Source organism: Flexistipes sp. (assembly GCF_036172515.1).
In the GTDB taxonomy this organism is placed as follows: domain Bacteria; phylum Chrysiogenota; class Deferribacteres; order Deferribacterales; family Flexistipitaceae; genus Flexistipes.
The window spans coordinates 256,907-275,614 of record NZ_JAXKVW010000001.1 but is presented as its reverse complement, the minus strand read 5'-3'; the positions used below and the strand labels follow the sequence as shown (position 1 = coordinate 275,614).

The following is an 18,708-nucleotide window of genomic DNA, read 5'->3' as shown; positions in this document are numbered from 1 at the left end:
GATTTCTCCTTATATAATATTAATTCAGCCAATTTTGTATTTTGTTTTCATTGGCTTTAATCCACCGAAGGGCTTTTTCGTAAGGAAAATTCCCTCTGTCTTGATGAATCCACATCATAACCTGTTCAATATCATCTTTTTGCCAGTTAAAATTGTCCAGAAACTTGTAAATTGAAGGCATATCGTCTTTAAGTCCCTTTCTGACAACAGTAGCTATATACCCGCCGTCGCCATATACATTTTTGGGGTCATCCAGAAACTTCAGATCCCACCTTGCAAAAATCCAGTGGGGTTCCCAGCCGGTGACAACAATCCATCGTTTATATCTTATGGCACGCTCCAGCTCATTTAACATATTTTGCTCACTAATAGAAATTAATCTGAAACTGTCCAGATTATATTCTTCAATTGCTTCCCTTGTTTTCAACATTATACCGGCTTCCGGATCTATACCTATTATCCTTCTCTTCAGTTTCGTTTTATATTGTTGAAGCTCAGGGATAGAGTCAATATCCATATAAGGTTTGTTTTGTATCCCTGTTCCTGTTGTAAATCTGCCGGCAGGTACCTGGGGAATAACCAGTCCTATTTTAGTCCCTTTAAGGTTAGCACCAAGATTTACAACGGAATCTTTATATTCGTTATAATATTTTTCATGAGTATCGGGCAGCCATGCAGATAAAATAGCATCAACCCTGCCTTCTGCAACTGATTTCCACATTTCGTCAGCAGGCATTTCTATCAGCCTGCAACGAACTCCCATCTTTTCTTCCATAATCGCCTTTACAGTATAACTGGTTGCAATTGAACTTGACCAGTCTGCATATCCAATTTTCACAACTTTATCTGCTGCAAAAAGATTGACTCCCAAAAAACTCATTAATAAAATAAAAATAATTTTTTTAATCACTGCCCACCCCCTTTACCAAAGCCTTCTGCTGCCAAAAGTTTTATCCAACTTAGGTCTTTTCTTTACTTTAACACTGCGCGTTTTTTTCAGCTCAGGTCCGGTTATTTTAAACTCCTGTGGCCCGGCATATTCCGAAAGACCCTTAAAAAGGGCATAACACATGCCCAGCAACACTAACGCAAACGGCAGACCTGTTGTAATTGCCGCTGTTTGGAGAGCAACAAGACCCCCACCAACAAGAAGAGAAGCCGCAACCACACCTTCCAGTATCGCCCAAAAAAGCCGTGAAAGCACAGGAGGATTGGGGTTACCGCCTGAAGTAATAATATCTATTACCATTGAACCGGAGTCTGATGAAGTAACAAAAAATGCAATCACTACAAATACTGTCAAAGCTGAAGTAACTGTAGACAATGGAAAATTTTCCATCAACACAAACATTGAAAGAGGAATGTTTTCCTGTACCGCTTTAGCAATACCTCCTGCCCCGAACATTTCTATAAAAAGAGCTGTATTACCGAAAACAGTTATCCATATAAACGTTACCAGAGTCGGTACAAGAAGAACCCCAAGAATAAACTGTTTAATTGTCCTTCCATAGGATACCCGGGCGATAAACATTCCAACAAACGGAGACCATGCAATCCACCATGCCCAGTAAAAAATTGTCCAGCCGTGCTGCCACTGGGAATGCTCATATGTCTCATTCCATGTGGAAAGCTGCGGCAGATATTGAAGATAATATCCGATATTCTCCAGAAAAGCGTTTAAAATAAATAATGTAGGACCCAGTATAAACACAAATACCAGCAGTAAAAACGCCAAACCGATATTTATTTGCGATAACCTTTTAATACCTTTGTCCAGGCCGTTAACAACTGACCAGGTGGCAAAGGCAGTAATAATTGTTATCAATATTACCTGGATTGTCTTGGTCTGCCCTATGCCCAGCAAGTGATCAAGACCGGCATTAACCTGCTGCACACCAAGCCCCAATGAAGTGGCAACGCCGAAAAGTGTAGCCACTGTTGCAATAATATCAATTACATTGCCTATGCCGCCATAAATCTTCTCTCCAAAAACCGGATAAAAGGCAGTTCTGATAGATAACGGCAGATTCTTATTAAAAGAGAAAAAAGCCAACGATAATCCGACTATTGTGTATACACCCCACGGATGAAGTCCCCAGTGAAGAAAGGTTATGTCCATGGCTCTTCGGGCAGCCTCCTGAGTACCCGGTTCCGTTAAGGGGTTGGCGGTATAGTGGAACATCGGTTCTGCTACACCATAGAATAAAAGCCCTATTCCCATTCCCGCTGAAAAAAGCATAGAAAACCAGCCCATTGTAGAAAATTCAGGCTCAGCATCAGGCCCGCCAAGTTTTATACTCCCAAACCTGCTTATCAGAACCACAAGACAAACTACCAAAACGATATTAACTGTAAAAATAAAAAACCATCCGGCATACTTTGACATCCCATTCTGCATCTGCCCGAAAAAATTACCAAGATAACTCTGGAATAAAATAGCACCGACGACAAACAAAATAATCAGTGCAGCCGAAATAAAAAATACCCAGGGATGAATATCAAGGTGAAACCATTCACGCTTACCACTTTCACTCTGATGATCTTTTTTCTCCTCACTCATATTACCCTCATTTAAATTTTTATTATTTTGCTTTAAATATTATACCAAAAATCCTGCTGCTGGATCCCCCTTTAGGCAGATAAATGGTGGCCATAGTCAACCATTTATTTCAGCGTCTCTTATTACCAATAGCTTACGAGACTCTGAAACGAGTTTAAGGTGACAGTCACATAATTATTTAAAAGTCTTAATTTATCAGCTATCTATTAATCTTAACAAACAATAATGGGCAAATCAACAGAAGGTGAACTTGCATTCATGACAAGTTTAGCGCTTTTTAACCGCGCTTTATTGCAATCAGCATTTAGCGCATTAAGTGCTCAGAAAGCAATCTTACAGCCTTTCGTAAGAGGGAAATTAATAATTTGTATGCTGGTTGAAGGGATTGGTTAAAACATTAAAAGCTGCACAGATGATATTCCGGCAGCTCAAAGCCTTTAAACTTATTCCGGGATTTTACAATCTGTCAGATTGCTCATAAAATCATTCAAAACAGCTCTGCTGTTGCCTGCGTTAACTGTCAGCCAGTAATTCCATTTATCTTTTACAAAATAATAGTTTTTCATACCCATTCCATCCACAGAATATATTTTACACCTGTTGACTTTTATGGAACTGAAATTTCTGTACATTTTACTTGAAGGCATCTTTTTATTCATTCTACTGATCAAATTTCCTGCAGCTTTGCTGGTTTCTGACATTGATGCCCATATTATTGCTTTTCCACCGTTATTTCCTCCGTATTCCGCCACCACAGCATCCTTAAGTGTAATTTTGGCTCCCCTGTGAAGCTTCATTACAGATTGTATCGCTTCTTCACCTTCTATCATTCTGATTTTTTTAAGTCCTCCAAGCTCAGCCGGATAAATGTTGTTACCCGCCCACACCGTGTTAGCAATCACCAGGCTGAAAATAAACATCATAAAAATGTTATTAAAAATTTTCATTTTTTCTCCTTCGTCCTAATTATTTTTTTCAGTGCTGTCGTGCATCTCGTCACCAAACCTTTTCGCCGGTGCAAAAACTTTTATCAAAAAGTTTTTTAAATCTTCGAGAATCACATAAAGCGAGGGGACAAAAATAAGAGTAATCAGAATAGAAAACAGTATCCCAAACCCGAGTGATATAGCCATCGGAATAAGAAAACGTGCCTGTCTTGAAGTTTCAAAAATCATCGGCATAAGACCGAAGAATGTCGTGAATGTTGTGAGGAATACCGGCCTGAAGCGTGAAAGAGAGGATTCAATAATTGCTGTATATGCTGTATAATTACTATTGCGTCTTAATCTGTTTGCATAATCGATAAGAACAAGGGAGCTGTTCACAACCACCCCTGCCAAAGCCACAATGCCGAAAAGACTCATGAGACTGAGACTGTAGCCCAGAAGTAAATGCCCGTAAACAGCACCTACAACGCCGAAAGGGATGCTGCACATTATAATGACCGGCTGCATGTAGCTTTTAAAAGGAATCGCCAAAATCACATAGATGGCCAACAATGCCATGGCAAGGCCGCGCATTAAGGAGCCGACGCTTTCTTTTAAATCGGACTGTTTACCCTCGAAGCTGTAAGAAAGACCGGGATACTTTGCCGCCAGTTCATCAAGAAAACCTTTTTGGAGTGAATTTACTATCTCCACTGTTCTGTTCTGTGGCTCAACATCCGCTGTCACCGAAACAATCCTTTTACCGTCGCGCCTGTTTATGGAAGTGTAAGCTTTCCCGCGTTTAATATTGGCAATCGTATCTAACGGCACCTCAACCCCGGAGGGCGTGCTTATTTTCATATTGTTGAAATAGTGGACGCTTGTTCTTTCCTTTTTATCGATTCTGACCATCACGGTCACTTCATTTTTCCCTCTTAACTGTTTCAATGCTTCCACACCATAATATCTGCTTCTCAGCTCCCTTGCAACTATTTGCGGTGTCAAGCCGAGAAAATAGGCTTTTGGCTTAAGATAAACATCGAATTGGTCTTTACCCTCAACAAATCCGTCTTCAATATCTGAGGCAATGTCAAATTTTGCAATTTCATCTGCTAACTCTGAACTTGCTGCCTTTAAAACATCCATATTCTGGTGGCTCAGTTCAACAGTGAGATCTGCACCGGAGCCCGGACCTCCGAAATCTGACTGAAAATTCACCTGTTCAGCATCCGGTATTGAGCCCAACTCTTTTCTCCATTTTTGCACAAATTCAGCGGTACTTAAAACCCTTTGTTCCGGGGGAGCCAAATAAACTCTTCCTCTGACGGAATCCTCATTTACACTGACAAGTATATTTTCAACCAGAGATGAATCCCGGTACTGCTCTCTCAGTTTTAAGGCAGACCGATAAATTTTTTCTTCCAGATTTTTTATTCTCCCATCGGGGGTACCCAACGGCATTTGAATGGTTAAATAGGCAAAATCAGATTCTACTTTCGGAAACATTGCAAATCCCATCCGGCCGCTTGCCACAAAAGCCATGGTCACTATTAACACACCTATACCTGCGGTTATACTTATATACCTGAATTTCAGAAAAATTTTAAGGGAGGGGCGGTATACCTGCCTTATAAACCATTCAAAAAGCCTGCTTACCTTTTGCTGATTTCTGTGAAAAAAATACATAATTCTGCTTGTAAAATATTTTTTCTGATGTGCTAAATGGGCAGGTAGTATAAACAAAGCCTCAACAAGTGAAATAGCAAATACTGAAACAACGACTACAGGAATGATACCGAAAATTTTACCCGCTATCCCCGGCACAAAATACATCGGGAGAAACGCCACCATATTGGTCAGCACACTAAAACATACGGGCATTGCTATTTCCCGGGTCCCTTTAATCGATGCAGATATAAAATCCAGTCTTTTTTGTCTGTAGCTGTATATGTTTTCCCCCACAACAATAGCATCATCAACAACTATTCCGAGTGTGATAATAAATGCAAACAGAGAAATCATATTTATAGTTGTCCCGAATAACGGCAGGATGAAAAAGGAGCCGAGAAAAGAAACAAGGATGCCCACAGCAACCCAAAATGCAAGTCGAAGCTCAAGAAAAATACTGAGAAGTATCATTACCAGGCCTAAACCAAGCAGCCCGTTTTTAAGGAGAAGATTAACCCGCTGTTCAAAAATTATTGACCTGTCCCGCACTTTTTCTATGGAAAGTCCCGAAGGCAGGGTTTCATTAAGTTGTTTTATATGCTCATTTACTGCTTCGGCAACTTCCACCGGTTTCTGCTTGCCTACACGGAATACTTCCAGTTCAATGGCTTTTCTTCCGTTAAACACCACATAATTGTTTGTGTCTTCAAAACCGCCTGTTACAGAAGCAATATCTCCTAATTTCACAAGAGTTCCGCTGCTGGTTGCCACAACGGGAATATCCGCAAACTGGGGGGCATAATCTTTTCGCTCTTTCAGTCTTACTAGAATATCCCCTTCACTTGTTTCTATCGTTCCTGCAGGCAGATCAAGGGACGCTTTGCTGATTTTTGATGCTATCTCCTGCAGTGTCAAATCATACTTTTTTAAGGCATCTTCAGAAACATCCACCTTAATCTCGTAGTCATTCGCTCCGCTTATCTCAACCACCGTAATGCGGTCGTCTGCTATTAAACGGTTTTTCACAATATCAGCATACTCTTTTAGAGTTTGTTTGCTTTGATTACCATACAGAATCAATGTGGTTACAGTAATTCGCCTTGAAGGTATAAAAACCTGAGGATCCTCTGCATCAGTGGGAAAGGAATCTATTCTGTCCACTTCATTTTTAATGTCCTGATAGAGTTTCTGCATATCATAGCCGGTTACCGCTTCCACAGTAACAGTACCTGAGCTCTCATTAGCGGTAGACCTGATTTCTTTTATCCCATTTATCCCCTCGATAGCTTCTTCAACAGGTAATATGACGCCCTTTTCCACTTCTTCGGGGCTGGCACCGGGATAAGCGACTGTAATCGTAACAGTGTCCAGTTCAAACTCGGGGAACACCTCCTGTTTAATGTTGGAAGCCATAAAAAGACCTCCTATAAGGAGGAAAATCATTAGAATGTTGGCTGCAACCGAATTTTTTGCCATCCAGGCAATAGGACCTTTCTTTATCTTTTCATTACTCATCTGGAAGCACCGGCGTTTTCTTCAGAAACTTTAACTTTCATACCGTCTGAAGGAGCGAATATTTTACTTACGACCAGCTTCCATTCCTGAGGAAATGTATTTTTGACATATATATATTTTTCATCTTCCCACATTTTATCGTACTCTTTAATTCTAAGTTTGTACTCACTATCAACGAGATATATTTTACCCCGGTCGGAAACTGCTGATCTCGGTATTTTATAAATATCCTTCAGAATCTTACCTTTAAAAATAACCTCGGCATAATCACCTACCAGGAGAGGAGGATCAGATTGAAGGGGGTTGTTGACCGTAATCAAAAGTTTTGCCATAAGTCCCTTGTCCTGTACATCAGGCAGCACTTCCTCAACTTTACCTGTAAATTTGCCGGCACCTGATTCTATCATTACAGGCTTGGATTTATCCAGCCACTTCAGCTTCTCCTTTTCTATATAAGCTTCAACGTAAAAATCCTCAGTTGAAATAATCCTGGCCACTGACCCCTGAACATTCAGGTAAGAGCCTTTGCTGACATTTTTTTTCATCACAATCCCGTTAAAAGGAGACCTTATAACAGTTCGTTTCAGATCCAGCCGGGCTTTCCGGACATCAGCCTCAGCCTGCTTCACTGCAGCTCTGGCACTCATAAGCTGAGGAACTCTTAAGGCAAGTGCCTTTTGTTCCTTGGAAATATTATCGCCGACTCGTTTTTGCATTATTTCCCATTCCTTCTTTGCAACCGACTGTTTCCCTTTTTCAAGTGTAAGATTTGATTGTGCCTGTTCAAGTGCACTCAGGCTCTTTTCAAGGGCAATTTCGTAGTCAGTTTTATCAATTTTCACAAGGATTTCCCCTGCTTTCACAAATTCACCCAGATCTAATTTGTCGGACACATAAGTCACAATACCCGAAACCTGAGATTTTATTTCCACATCGTTTTTTATTTTTACATTACCGTAAGCTGAGATACTGACCCGATGCTCGGAAGGCTTTATATCTTTAACAGTAACGGTAGGAATAATTTTTTCCGGTTTTGAGATCTGTGGCATCGGTCTGGAAGATAAAAAATATTTCACACCATAGACACCTGCCCCGATTATGAATACTATCATAATAAAAGATAAAAGCCTTTGCCACCAGGTCTTTTTGGGAAGTGTCTTGCTCTCCTCTTCCACACGTTTATTTTTCTGCTGTTCGTCCATTTTTAACCTCTTTCAGGATTTCGTTTAGTTCGGGTATTCTGCCTCCGGCAGCTTTATAGAGATCGATTCTTGACTTGATTCTGGCACTTTTGAGGTCTGTAAGTGTGCTTTTAAGTTCAAGAATATTAAGTCTCTGGTTAAGTACTGCGGAATAATCGGATATGCCGGAATAATACCTTCGCTCAGCTTCTTTCAGACTTTTCTCAGCTATGGAAAGCCTCTTTTCAGTATTTTTTATCCGCTTTATGTATTTGCTTTCATTCAACAGGGCTGCTTCAGCCTCTTTTACGGCATTTAAAGCATCCTGTTTGTAATTCATAACAGCTTCCTGTAAAGCTGCTTTGCTTCTTGCCACTTCAGCTTTTCTGGAACCGCCGTCTATTATAGGTGCAATAAGAGAACCTGCAAGATTCAGCGCCCAATTGTCAAAAATATCCGCCAGCTTTTCAGCAGAATAATTATAGGAACCCGTAAGTCTTAAAGAAGGAAGTCTTGCGGCTTTTGCAGATGAAACATTCCAGGCAGCAGATTTCACCTTTAACCATGATGCTTTTAAATCCGGTCTGTTTTTCAAAACGGAGGCGGGCAGACCGCCTTTGGGAAGTGGTTTTATTTCCGGCATTTTCTCTGTTTCAACAGAAAATTTCGCCCCCGGATGAGTTCCGGTCAATACATTCAGACTCTGTTTCAGTCGCTCTATTTCTGATATAGTATCGTCAATATTACTCCGGATATTAGCGATAACACTTTCCTGTTGATACAAATCGATAAGATTTGCCATAGAACTGTAATATCTTTCCTCTATGATGGAATATATATCACGATTCAATCTTAACTGCTCTCTGAAAGTATCAAGCTTGATTTTGTTTGCAATAATATCAACCCAGGTCTTCGCAATATCGGTGCTCAGGATGAGGGCACTACCTTTAAGATTGTACCGGTTTATATCAACCTGTAAAGCTGCACTTTCAGCTTCAGCACTGGTCTTGCCCCATATATCGGCTTCATAGCTGACATTCAGCCCAAGACTCCATTTATCGGTGGTAACGGCATCAAGATTTTTCTGTTTTTGTTTATTGTAACTCCTCTCCAGACTTAAGTCGGCAGAAGGATAGTACCCGCTGTAAGATTTTCTGTAGGATGCCTGAGCCTGTTTTATTCGGTAATAAGCCGCTTTGATATTAAAGTTGTTACCAAAAGCTTTATCCATAAGTTTTGAAATTTCCGGACTGTCAAAAATATTCCACCACAGAGTCTCATTGTCGATAAAACCGGCAGCTGCAGAACCTTTGCTGTTATCAAGCACAGTTTCAACCTGTGAAATTTCAGGTTTGAAAACAGTGCAGGAAAAAACCATCGGCAAAATCAAAACTGTCAAAAGAAGGTATTTACATTTCATTAACTTTTGTCCTGTTTTTTCATTATCAACAATATGAGCAATTGCAGAAACTCAAATTATACAATTATATAATCAAGTTTCGCACTTAGTTCGGTCATTGCGAGACCCTGTGAAAACAGGGTCTTGGCAATCTCAAAATAATATAAAAATAGAGATTGCTTCGTCATTATCACTCCCTGCCCTGTTAAATGCCACAGGCAATCAGCGAAGCTGATATTTAACAGGGTGAACAAAGACTTGCAAAAGATGCAAGTGCGAAACTTGAATATACAATCACTCAGACAAATTTACATTTCAAACAAAAACACTGTGTAAGATTAGACTGTTTTAAAAAATCAAAGTTCAGTATCTATAATAACCTGTTGCGGCAAAATTAACGAGCAATTATTTGCGCAAACACCCTCTCATATCTGCTCTTAAGGTTTGAAACGTAAAAACCGGATATATCAGGTGTTGGAATATATTCTCCCTTGTTGTATTTCTCAATAAATATTTCCATCTTTTCCACCAAAGCACTAATGTCTTTTTCCGGCTCATTTTTATGCGAGGCATATCTGTATATATCCTGAAAAATTTCTCTGTATGCCATACGGTCGGGAACAACAGGCACAGCCCCTGCAGACACGGCTTCCAGTACCGCTAAACCCTGAAATTCATGCAGGGAAGCTGAGACAACAAAATCTGAATTTCGTAAGATTTCATGGTATTTATCAATATCCTTTATATAACCCCAGTGCAATATTTCATCTCTGAAAATGTTTTTGTATTTATCAAAACATTCAGGCTGTCTGCGAAACTGCTGGCCGACGACATTCAATTTGAATGAGTATCCCTTATTTCGGAGTTTATTTATTGCTTGAAAAAACCTTTCGGGTGCTTTGTCGTACTCCCACCGGTGGTTCCACAAAATAACAGGGGTGTTATTTGCAGTTTTTTTGTCAAAGCCCAGAGGGTAAATGGGGACGGGCAGCACCTCACTTTTGGCTGCCAGCTTTTCAAAAATTTTTATTTTGTTGAAATCCGGCATTTTTTTAAGCAGTTTTTCACCTTCCTCCAGAAAAGTCTGCATATTATAAAAACTGTTAAACAATAGCTTTTCAGCAACAGCGGCGGAATTGATACTTTTTATCTGGGCATCCTGATAACTTTTCACACGCTCCGTTTCCGGATATGCAAACTGATTTTCGTGAAAATAAACAATTACCGGTATCCCGGCCAAATTGGGAAAGAAACCTTTTATCGTAGCAACATCGCACATTGAAGTGGCAATAATTAAATCGTAGTTTTCTGTCAGTTTTTCTGTTTCATATTCTCTGAAAATAAGAGGGTTGCCGTGAATCCTCCAAGAGAAAAAACGGGGCGGAAGCACAACTGAAGTAAACTTATACTTCGTGAAATTTTCCTCCATAAACTTCCGCCAGCACTTATGGCTTTTGGCTTCATAAGCACTTAACAGCAAAATTTTGATATGATTTTCAGACATCCAAAAATAATATTAAAAAATCAAATTAAATTCAACAGATAAGAACTTTTGGCATCACCCAAAAATTTACACATTTATATGTGTAACGCGGAGGTTGTTAAAGGTATTTGAGGCGCCAGCCTACCTAGCACACAGTTTTATACCTTGTTTATTCATTGTTTAACTAAACTTAATACTTAGCTCTTAATACTAACATACTATTCTTCCACTCATCCAAATCAACTGTTTCAACCTCATTCAACTTTCTTCCCCCTGAACCCTTTAGACTATTGTATAAGGAACGCAAAACTTAGAACCGGTAAATCAAACTGTCTTTCAGCGCTCTCTGAGAACATTTTTGAAGTATTTGAGTTTGATGAACTCAGCTCTCTCCCTTTCGCTGAGATGCTGCTGAATATTTTTAATATCCGACTTTATCCCGGGAAGTATTTTCTGCTCCAGAACATTTATACGCCTGTTGATTTTCACCACTTCCGCAGACAGCCTTTTAATCTTATACTCATAGTTGATATTGTCCAAAAGCTCGTTCACAAGAGACTCAAAATCCTGTACAGTCTTTTCGAAAAATGTGCTGGATGTCAAAAATCCCAGATTCCTTTTATTCGTTTCGGGAATCACAGATCCCGGAATCCTAACTTCCTTGATCGGTACACCCCACAAGTTATAACTTTTAACTTCAAATTCAATTTCCCTTATGGCACTCTGCAGTGCTGAGTCAAAAAACCCGCTGCCGTCAAGCCGTCTTGATTTATCCAGCTGGGAAAGTGCTTTTGCATATTTATCCTTTATTATTTCCTTTTTGTCGTAGTACAGGCGGGTTATCTTCATAAGCTCACCTATGAGGGCGGCCCTTTTTGTATTTAGGATGGAAATACTGTTTTCAACAGTGCTTATGCTGTTTTTCAGCTCTATAAGTTTGGTTCTCGTATGTTGGAGCATCAGCGCAGTCCCGCTTCTTTCAGGATTTTATCACCGATTCCCAGCGTCTCTTCCAGACTTCTTTTTTCCTCCTGGTGCAAGAATTGGTTTTCAACGGTATCTGCAAAATTCAATAGATTGATATCCTCTTTACTCATCCCTTCTCTGCCCACAATACTTTCCATCTGCCTCAACTTACACCCTTTGGCATAATTGCTGAAAATACCCTTTGTAATTTTTTTATGCTCATCAGATTTCATTCCCTTCTGCATAAGCCTTGAAAGACTTTTCAGGATGTCAACAGGCGGATAGATACCGGCCTGCTGCATATCCCTTGAAAATACAATTTGGCCTTCCGTGATATATCCGGTTAAATCGGCTATAGGGTGCGTTATATCATCCTCAGGAACGGTCAAAACCGGTAAAAGCGTAACCGATCCCTCCATCCCTTTAACCCTTCCGGCTCTTTCATAAATGGATGCCAGATCTGAGTACATATAACCCGGGTAACCGCGCCTGCCGGGCAACTCCTCCCTGAGTGCAGAAATTTCTCTTAAAGCTTCACAGTAATTTGTTATATCCGCTATAATTACCAGAACGTTTTTCTTCTTTTCATATGCAAAATACTCAGCTGTGCTCAGTGCATACCGGGGAGTTAAAAGGCGCTCAATCAGCGGATCATCCGCCATGTTCAGAAAACAGATGTTATCCGTGGCACTGTCTTTAATATTATTCATATAGTACTCACTCTCGTAATATGACAAGCCGAGTGCAGCAAATACAATCAGCGAATCACTTTCGGATTCCTCCCCGAACGCATTGTTGATAATATCAACCACAACTCTGGCAGAGGGAAGTCCGGATAGTGAAAAAATCGGCAGTTTCTGCCCCATTACCAGGGTATTGAGACCATCAATAAAAGAAAAACCCGTCTTTACCATATCCTCAGGGGACTTCCTTGCAACAGGATTAATAACATAGCCCGTAACGGGAATATCTTTTTCCCTGACAAACATCGGCATATCATCCAGAGGCTGCATAGAACCTGAAAAAAACCTGTTTATCATTTTCCCCGATACAGGAACCTTGGATATTTTATCTGTGAAAATGGCAGTGGCGCTTTTCTTTTGCATCCCAAGGGGCAGATCCACAAGCTGCAGCATAACTCTGTCTCCCTCCACCTGAAGCACCTCAGCATCCGTCTCAACATTTCCCGTCTTATCGATAATTTTCACAAGTTCACCGATTTTCGCCCGGTTAACACCTTCCACAAAAATCAATTGCCCGCTGATTTCGTCCACCGTCCTGTAAACATGGTTGGAAAGTCTCATCTCTCCCCCAAAATGCTTTTAATTTTTTCATATGTTTCCTGCAGTGTGGAGTAAGCATCCTCTGAAAAAGCATCCTGCATCAGAAACTCCGTTTTTATTTTATCGGCAAGATTTATAATCTCCTTGTCCTCTTCCTTCATCCCTTCATCGCCAACAATCTGTCTGATCTCCATCAGCTCCTGTTCCTGTTTTAAAATCTGAAGGCATTCTCTTCTGAGATTCTGCCAGTCTTCAGCCACATTTTGCCGGTAGTAATCCTCCAAATCCTCCCTGTAGTTAGAATAACTCTGTGTCCAGTTTATAGCCGGATAGTGCCTTGCATAAGCAAGCTCCCTGTCCAGCATCAGAAAAACACCGCTGTTCTGCAGAAGTGTCTGTGTTACAGGTTCGGCAAAATCAGCCCCCGGAGGGGAAACGGAAAGAACCATACTCAAAGAACCTGTTTTATCTTCTACTGCCGTTTTAACAGCACCAGCTCTTTCAACATAAGAAGCAATGCGGGAGCTCATATAGGTAGGATACCCTTCCTCGCCCGGCATCTCCTCGAGTGAAGAAGAAATTTCCTTAAGGGCTTCCGCCCATCGGGAAATACTGTCCGCCAGCAACAAAACATGATAGCCCATACGGCGGTAATATTCACCGGCACAAACTGCCATGTAAATCGAAGATTCCCTGGCAGCAACAGGCATATTGGAAGTGTTCACCACAAAAACAGTCCTGTCTCTTAACAACCTGTCTTCCCGCTCATCTTTTATAGTGGTAAATTCCTCTATCATCTCGGCAATTTCATTTCCCCTTTCGCCACAGCCCACATAAAGGACAATGTCAACATCTGCATACTTTGCAATGGACTGTTCAAGGACGGTTTTACCGGTACCGAAACCGCCGGGAATGATCGAAACACCTCCTTTCATCAGGGGAAAAAAGAAATCTATCACCCTCTGACCTGTAATAATCGGCTCTTTTAATATCTGTTTATCTCCTGAAACAAGGGGGATGCGTACCGGCTGTTGGCTATAGGAATAGATATCTGTTCCATCTTCCAGTTTTACAACAGGTGATTCCGGCAGGAATTCCCCTTCAGTTATTTCCTTCACTTTACCTTCAGCGGTGTCCGCAAAAACATAATGTTTAAAGCCTTTATCACTAAAGTAGCCCAAAGCTTCTCCGCGATAAACACTATCACCCTCATTTTTCAGCGGAGTGAAGGTAAACTTCTGTTTTAACTGATCAAAATGGTGGACGGCTTTGCCAGCAAAAAAGCTGCCTTCCTCCTCCACAATTTTCTCCAGCGGCCTTTGCAGTCCGTCAAATATATTGCCCATAAGCCCCGGGCCTAAAAAAGAGGTCAGCGGTTTTTTTAATGACTCAACTTTCTCTCCTGTGCCCAACCCTCTCGTGTCTTCATATACCTGTATTATTACATCCTCACCCGATATTTTTATAATCTCTCCGGTCAGCTCCCTTTCCCCCACAAGAACCCGGTCATAAATTCCCGCTTCCGGAAGCCGGGCCTTCACAATATATCCCGATATGCCTATCAATTTACCTTTCATGTCTGAACCTCACCTGATAACCTATTGCTCTTGAAACAAGCCTGTCCACAATATCATATGCCATCTCACCTTCTTCATAAGGTGAGGGAAGTGTGGAGACAATACCTTCAAAATTCTGCTGCAATGCATCAATTTTGCTCAGTACGTCATCATCCAGCACCCTCTCATCAATGAGTATAATGCCGAATTCCTCACTGTTTATAAGCTCTTCCACAACGCTCACCACTTTTTCTTTACCGGCAATAAACTGGGAAGCACCTGCAAGTCTGAATCCGTAATCAGCGTCTTCTGTTGTAATAAAAGCTATCTTTTTCATTTAACACCTATGCCGTAACGGCTTTATAATGACAATTCCAGAGATAATATAGGATAAAACCTTTATAGTTATTCCCGAGGCGGAACTCTCTTAAGCTATCCAGCATATTTTCTATAAGCAGAATATCCAAAATGCCCACATCGGATTCACTGAAGCCCCCGTCAAGATATGAGTCTAAAAAGGCATACAAATCCCTTTTATCCCCTTTCTCAATAATTTTTATAAATGTTTCCCTATCCAGAAAACCGCCTTTTATTATATGACTTCTTTCAAGGTTCCATTTCATCACCTTGTATGTCTGTCTGATATTGGCATGATCTATATATCTGCGCATAAAATTTTTGATTATCTTATTTTTCGCACTGTTTAATAAAAAACTGTAAGCTTCACTGTATATATCATCCTCCATTTCACCGTAAAATTCATACTCCTTCTTTAACACAAGCATCTTCAATATCGGTATTTTTTCAGGCAACTCATCTTTTATTTTTTTCAGAGAATCAACCTTAATAAAAAACCTCTTTAACTCTTCCGTAAGAAGACTCTCCTCAAAAACCTCTTCAATTTTCTTATCCGTCCCACGGAAAAATTTATACCGCAAAATATTTATAACCTTTTTCAGCTCCATAACGGCAAAAAACGGATAAAACATATCGGTAAGCCTTGCATTCATATTTGAATGCACCCACATTATCTCTTTTGCACCCCTTTTCGGATAATCCTGATAAAGTCTGGTCATAAGTCTGCTGACCAGATATTCAGTGGGATAATTTTTCCCGCTAAATTTTATCACCGAGTTTTTCATAAACCTTTCCCATAATTTCCGGCAGTATTTCAGGCCAGATTTTTTCAAACCGGCTCTTAATAGTGTTATCAATCAGAAACGTTCCATCTTTATTCTCTGCAATAAATCCGCCGGTAATTTTTTCGTTAACGGCTACTTCGGAATGCGGGAAATATTTCTCCGCCAGTTTTATATCTGAGTCACTGACATACAGCATTTCCCAATTCCCCGTATTGAGCTCTTCTTTGTGTCTTTCAAAAAAATCTTCAGCCGATTCTTTCCAGATTTTTTCCACCAGTTTTTCAGCGTGTTCTCTGCACTTTTGTGAAATGAAATACTCAATCTCAAGGTCATACTTTAACTTTTCCTTCTGGAAAGCTTTTTCCTCTTTCCTTTTTATCTCATTTCTGATCTTTTCTTTTTCACTGCTGAACGTATTTTCGATATCTTTTCGTTTATTCTCGTATTCGTTTTTCAGCTGCTCAATCTGAAGTTCATGTTCTTTCTTCAGCTGCTCAATCTCTTCATCTGCTTTTTCTCTTATTCTTTCCATCAACTTTCTCTGAGACATAGGAAATCACCCGAAAAGCAGCATTGAAGCGACAACAAAACCGAGAATAACCATAGTTTCGGGAATAGCCACAAGAATAATTATTGTACCCCGAAGTTCCGGTTTTTCAGCCAATGCACCTGCGCCGGCAGCTCCTATCTTTGACTGAGCCCACGCTGTTGCCAGAGCGGGTATTCCTATTGCCAGTGCCGCAGCGAAAGCCTTCCATACAATTTCCATAACAAGCCTCCCTTTATTATTTTTTTAATGGTTTGAAACCTTTTCCTTCCGACTCCAGAAATTTACTGAAAAACTCCACATAATTGAGCCTCAATGAATGTATAGTTGGGGAAAACACCCCAAGAAGAAGATTTAAAAGGTGCAGCAGTACAGCTATAAAAATCCCCAGAAAAATATTCCCGGCTTTTCCCGAAAGCATATTTGCCACATGTGCGAGCATTACCGAAGCCAGTCCGATTGCCATTATACGGACATAAGAAATGATGTTCCCCATACTCTTCAAAATTTCCAGAGGAGCAATAAGTCCGCCCAGTATTACCAGAACAAACGTCAGTCCCACAATTATCCATATCAAACTCATACTGAGCAGCCCCTTCTCCCATTTAAAAAGAACGACTAACAGTACAACGCTGGCAGCAATAAGTATTGTCATGGCAAGGCTTGTGATAAAACTTTTCAGATTTTTTGACCTTATCGAAGATATGCCGTTTAAAACAAGGCCTAAAAGTACGTGGAAAACACCGATGGATACTGCCAGATAAGCGGTTGTCAGGATTTCCTCTTCTCTATCCACAAGAATCGGCTCCAATCCGAAAATATGTCTGCCGAAGGAACCGAAGAATTCCCCGTACAAAAACCCGAAAATTATTGTATAGACGGCACATACGGAAAAAACTTTACCTGCATCGGAAACAGTTGTGTCAGGTTTGCTCAAAAAAATCATTGCAAGTGATATAATAAGGATAATAATACCATATCCCATGTCACCCAAAATCATTCCAAAAAAAACGGGAAGAAATATACCGATAAAAATAGTAGGGTCGAATGAGGTATAAGAAGGAAGAGGCAGAAAACGTGTAAAAAGGGAGAAAGGCTTAAAGTAAGTTGAGTTATGCAGCATCACAGGAATTCTGTTCAGGTCAGCCTGAGTGATTTCCAGCTCTTTAATATCAATCTCCTCAAGGCAGTAATCTGCTATAGCATTTTTCAGTTTTTCCAGATCCTTTGAAGGCAGCCAACCAAAAATAACAAAGCAGTATTTGGTCTCATATATAATATTTTTCGCACTTATAAGGTTTAAACGTGCATTAATCCAATTCAGAACACTCTGGTAAACGGGAAGCCATCTGACGGCAAAATTATGCAGTTCATCTTCCTTTCTCAAAATTTCGTTTTCCATATTTTTAATTTTGTCAGAAATGTATGAAAGTTTTTGGAAAAAGGATTTGGACTCAAGCTCTTCGGGGAACTGATACTCCTTCACATTTTCCATACTGAGCTTTTTCCTTACAGGCTCAGCAAACCTCTCATCAAAAACATAAATAACTGCAATGGATTTATCATCCAGTATCCTTGAGAAAACCTCATAGGCATTATCTGTGATTTCCTCCACTATCAAATTAAGATTTTCCAGATATTTTTTATCTTTTAAAATCAGTCCCACTGCATCAGAACTGAGAAGGCGGTAATCTTTGGTGGCAATGTCTTCAAAAGCCGTTAGAAAACTTCTGTGCTTCTCCAGAGAACTGAGATTCTGTTTTAAGTTGTTGATTTCCTCATTGATAGTTCTGGAATACTCTTTATGCTTATCCACAAGATTTTTTAAAAAATCCAAAACATTTACAGGATTTATGTAGCTCTTGCGTACTTCAACTTCAGGCAGATAGGAGAACAGTTCGTTAATTTTTTGTTTGAATTCTTCAAGATATACTTTCTCGGTTATTTCTTTTTCGGTAACATGATACCTTTTTTCCGGGCTCTCAATCTCTTCCTCGAAACGCTCAATCTGCATGCATTCAAGCTGCTGAATAACATTGAGCACATTATCAGAGCATTCTTTGGGTCCTACGATGCGGACCTTTGACATTTTCACTATCATAAAATCAATCCAGTATTTCTTTTATGTAGGGTTCTATAATCGTTTGTAAAAAAGAAAATTCCAGATTTTTAATTCTTTCGTTACGCTCTTTGAGGTTTTGCAAATCTTCTTTAAATTTGTACTCAAAATCTTTTTTGCACTCTTCTCTGAAAATTTCTAAATCCTGCTTTAGATTTTCCTGCAAAGAAGCTATCTTCTCTTCAAGCTCATTTTTGAACTGTTTCAATTCAGAATCAAATTTCTTCTGCTCTTCATTGATTTTTTCCGTTACCTCATGCTCCACATCTAAAACTTCTTTAAGATTATCATTATCCATATTAAATTATACCATTCACAAAACCATTTTCAAAATGAAATGAATTATTAATAATCTGTTCAATT

At 39.9% G+C, this 18,708-nt stretch carries 16 protein-coding genes; all 16 read right to left on the bottom strand.

Going from position 1 to position 18,708, the window contains the following annotated elements; genetic code table 11:
* Nucleotides 1–19 precede the first annotated feature (19 nt).
* Nucleotides 20–910 (bottom strand): glycine betaine ABC transporter substrate-binding protein, encoded by an 891-nt coding sequence (locus UMU13_RS01225; RefSeq protein ID WP_328216507.1) that lies wholly within the window; start codon nucleotides 908–910, stop codon nucleotides 20–22.
* Between the two features lie 12 nt (nucleotides 911–922).
* The gene (locus UMU13_RS01220) at nucleotides 923–2,560 is read right to left on the bottom strand and encodes a BCCT family transporter (RefSeq protein ID WP_328216505.1); all 1,638 of its coding nucleotides are present in this window, start codon (nucleotides 2,558–2,560) and stop codon (nucleotides 923–925) included.
* Between the two features lie 443 nt (nucleotides 2,561–3,003).
* Nucleotides 3,004–3,507, bottom strand: coding sequence for a hypothetical protein (locus UMU13_RS01215; RefSeq protein ID WP_328216504.1), 504 nt, complete (start codon nucleotides 3,505–3,507; stop codon nucleotides 3,004–3,006).
* 15 nt (nucleotides 3,508–3,522) lie between these two features.
* Complete coding sequence (locus tag UMU13_RS01210) at nucleotides 3,523–6,669, bottom strand: efflux RND transporter permease subunit (RefSeq protein WP_328216502.1); 3,147 nt, start codon at nucleotides 6,667–6,669, stop codon at nucleotides 3,523–3,525.
* Nucleotides 6,666–7,871, bottom strand: coding sequence for an efflux RND transporter periplasmic adaptor subunit (locus tag UMU13_RS01205; RefSeq protein WP_328216500.1), 1,206 nt, complete (start codon nucleotides 7,869–7,871; stop codon nucleotides 6,666–6,668). The genes UMU13_RS01210 and UMU13_RS01205 overlap by 4 nt, the downstream gene beginning before the upstream one ends.
* Nucleotides 7,849–9,270, bottom strand: coding sequence for a TolC family protein (locus tag UMU13_RS01200; RefSeq protein ID WP_328216499.1), 1,422 nt, complete (start codon nucleotides 9,268–9,270; stop codon nucleotides 7,849–7,851). The genes UMU13_RS01205 and UMU13_RS01200 overlap by 23 nt, the downstream gene beginning before the upstream one ends.
* Before the next feature lie 373 nt (nucleotides 9,271–9,643).
* Complete coding sequence (locus UMU13_RS01195) at nucleotides 9,644–10,753, bottom strand: tRNA-queuosine alpha-mannosyltransferase domain-containing protein (protein ID WP_328216496.1); 1,110 nt, start codon at nucleotides 10,751–10,753, stop codon at nucleotides 9,644–9,646.
* Nucleotides 10,754–11,068: 315 nt separating this feature from the next.
* Nucleotides 11,069–11,692, bottom strand: a complete 624-nt coding sequence (locus UMU13_RS01190) for a V-type ATP synthase subunit D (RefSeq protein WP_013885265.1) — start codon at nucleotides 11,690–11,692, stop codon at nucleotides 11,069–11,071.
* A complete protein-coding gene (locus UMU13_RS01185) occupies nucleotides 11,692–13,002 on the bottom strand; it encodes a V-type ATP synthase subunit B (protein ID WP_328216494.1) in 1,311 nt (436 codons plus the stop codon). Before UMU13_RS01185 ends, UMU13_RS01190 begins: the two co-directional genes overlap by 1 nt.
* On the bottom strand, nucleotides 12,999–14,558 hold the full coding sequence (locus UMU13_RS01180) for a V-type ATP synthase subunit A (RefSeq protein WP_328216492.1): 1,560 nt from the start codon (nucleotides 14,556–14,558) through the stop codon (nucleotides 12,999–13,001). Before UMU13_RS01180 ends, UMU13_RS01185 begins: the two co-directional genes overlap by 4 nt.
* The gene (locus tag UMU13_RS01175) at nucleotides 14,548–14,874 is read right to left on the bottom strand and encodes a V-type ATP synthase subunit F (protein ID WP_013885262.1); all 327 of its coding nucleotides are present in this window, start codon (nucleotides 14,872–14,874) and stop codon (nucleotides 14,548–14,550) included. The genes UMU13_RS01180 and UMU13_RS01175 overlap by 11 nt, the downstream gene beginning before the upstream one ends.
* A gap of 7 nt (nucleotides 14,875–14,881) precedes the next feature.
* A complete protein-coding gene (locus tag UMU13_RS01170; RefSeq protein ID WP_328216489.1) occupies nucleotides 14,882–15,679 on the bottom strand; it encodes a hypothetical protein in 798 nt (265 codons plus the stop codon).
* Nucleotides 15,654–16,211, bottom strand: a complete 558-nt coding sequence (locus tag UMU13_RS01165) for a V-type ATP synthase subunit E family protein (protein ID WP_328216487.1) — start codon at nucleotides 16,209–16,211, stop codon at nucleotides 15,654–15,656. Before UMU13_RS01165 ends, UMU13_RS01170 begins: the two co-directional genes overlap by 26 nt.
* A gap of 24 nt (nucleotides 16,212–16,235) precedes the next feature.
* Nucleotides 16,236–16,448 carry an ATPase gene (locus UMU13_RS01160; RefSeq protein WP_273264908.1) on the bottom strand — a complete coding sequence of 71 codons (213 nt, stop codon included), beginning with the start codon at nucleotides 16,446–16,448 and terminating at the stop codon, nucleotides 16,236–16,238.
* Nucleotides 16,449–16,464: 16 nt separating this feature from the next.
* Complete coding sequence (locus UMU13_RS01155; protein WP_328216483.1) at nucleotides 16,465–18,315, bottom strand: V-type ATP synthase subunit I; 1,851 nt, start codon at nucleotides 18,313–18,315, stop codon at nucleotides 16,465–16,467.
* Between the two features lie 16 nt (nucleotides 18,316–18,331).
* A complete protein-coding gene (locus tag UMU13_RS01150) occupies nucleotides 18,332–18,643 on the bottom strand; it encodes a hypothetical protein (protein ID WP_328216480.1) in 312 nt (103 codons plus the stop codon).
* Nucleotides 18,644–18,708 lie beyond the last annotated feature (65 nt).

Coding starts and splice junctions, on each gene's coding strand:
- UMU13_RS01170 (WP_328216489.1), bottom strand. CDS start 15,679: ATGAAAAACTCGGTGATAAAATTTAGCGGGAAAAATTATCCCACTGAA.
- UMU13_RS01180 (WP_328216492.1), bottom strand. CDS start 14,558: ATGAAAGGTAAATTGATAGGCATATCGGGATATATTGTGAAGGCCCGG.
- UMU13_RS01205 (WP_328216500.1), bottom strand. CDS start 7,871: ATGGACGAACAGCAGAAAAATAAACGTGTGGAAGAGGAGAGCAAGACA.
- UMU13_RS01220 (WP_328216505.1), bottom strand. CDS start 2,560: ATGAGTGAGGAGAAAAAAGATCATCAGAGTGAAAGTGGTAAGCGTGAA.
- UMU13_RS01155 (WP_328216483.1), bottom strand. CDS start 18,315: ATGTCAAAGGTCCGCATCGTAGGACCCAAAGAATGCTCTGATAATGTG.
- UMU13_RS01200 (WP_328216499.1), bottom strand. CDS start 9,270: ATGAAATGTAAATACCTTCTTTTGACAGTTTTGATTTTGCCGATGGTT.
- UMU13_RS01185 (WP_328216494.1), bottom strand. CDS start 13,002: ATGAGACTTTCCAACCATGTTTACAGGACGGTGGACGAAATCAGCGGG.
- UMU13_RS01215 (WP_328216504.1), bottom strand. CDS start 3,507: ATGAAAATTTTTAATAACATTTTTATGATGTTTATTTTCAGCCTGGTG.
- UMU13_RS01210 (WP_328216502.1), bottom strand. CDS start 6,669: ATGAGTAATGAAAAGATAAAGAAAGGTCCTATTGCCTGGATGGCAAAA.
- UMU13_RS01175 (WP_013885262.1), bottom strand. CDS start 14,874: ATGAAAAAGATAGCTTTTATTACAACAGAAGACGCTGATTACGGATTC.
- UMU13_RS01195 (WP_328216496.1), bottom strand. CDS start 10,753: ATGTCTGAAAATCATATCAAAATTTTGCTGTTAAGTGCTTATGAAGCC.
- UMU13_RS01165 (WP_328216487.1), bottom strand. CDS start 16,211: ATGGAAAGAATAAGAGAAAAAGCAGATGAAGAGATTGAGCAGCTGAAG.
- UMU13_RS01190 (WP_013885265.1), bottom strand. CDS start 11,692: ATGCTCCAACATACGAGAACCAAACTTATAGAGCTGAAAAACAGCATA.
- UMU13_RS01160 (WP_273264908.1), bottom strand. CDS start 16,448: ATGGAAATTGTATGGAAGGCTTTCGCTGCGGCACTGGCAATAGGAATA.
- UMU13_RS01150 (WP_328216480.1), bottom strand. CDS start 18,643: ATGGATAATGATAATCTTAAAGAAGTTTTAGATGTGGAGCATGAGGTA.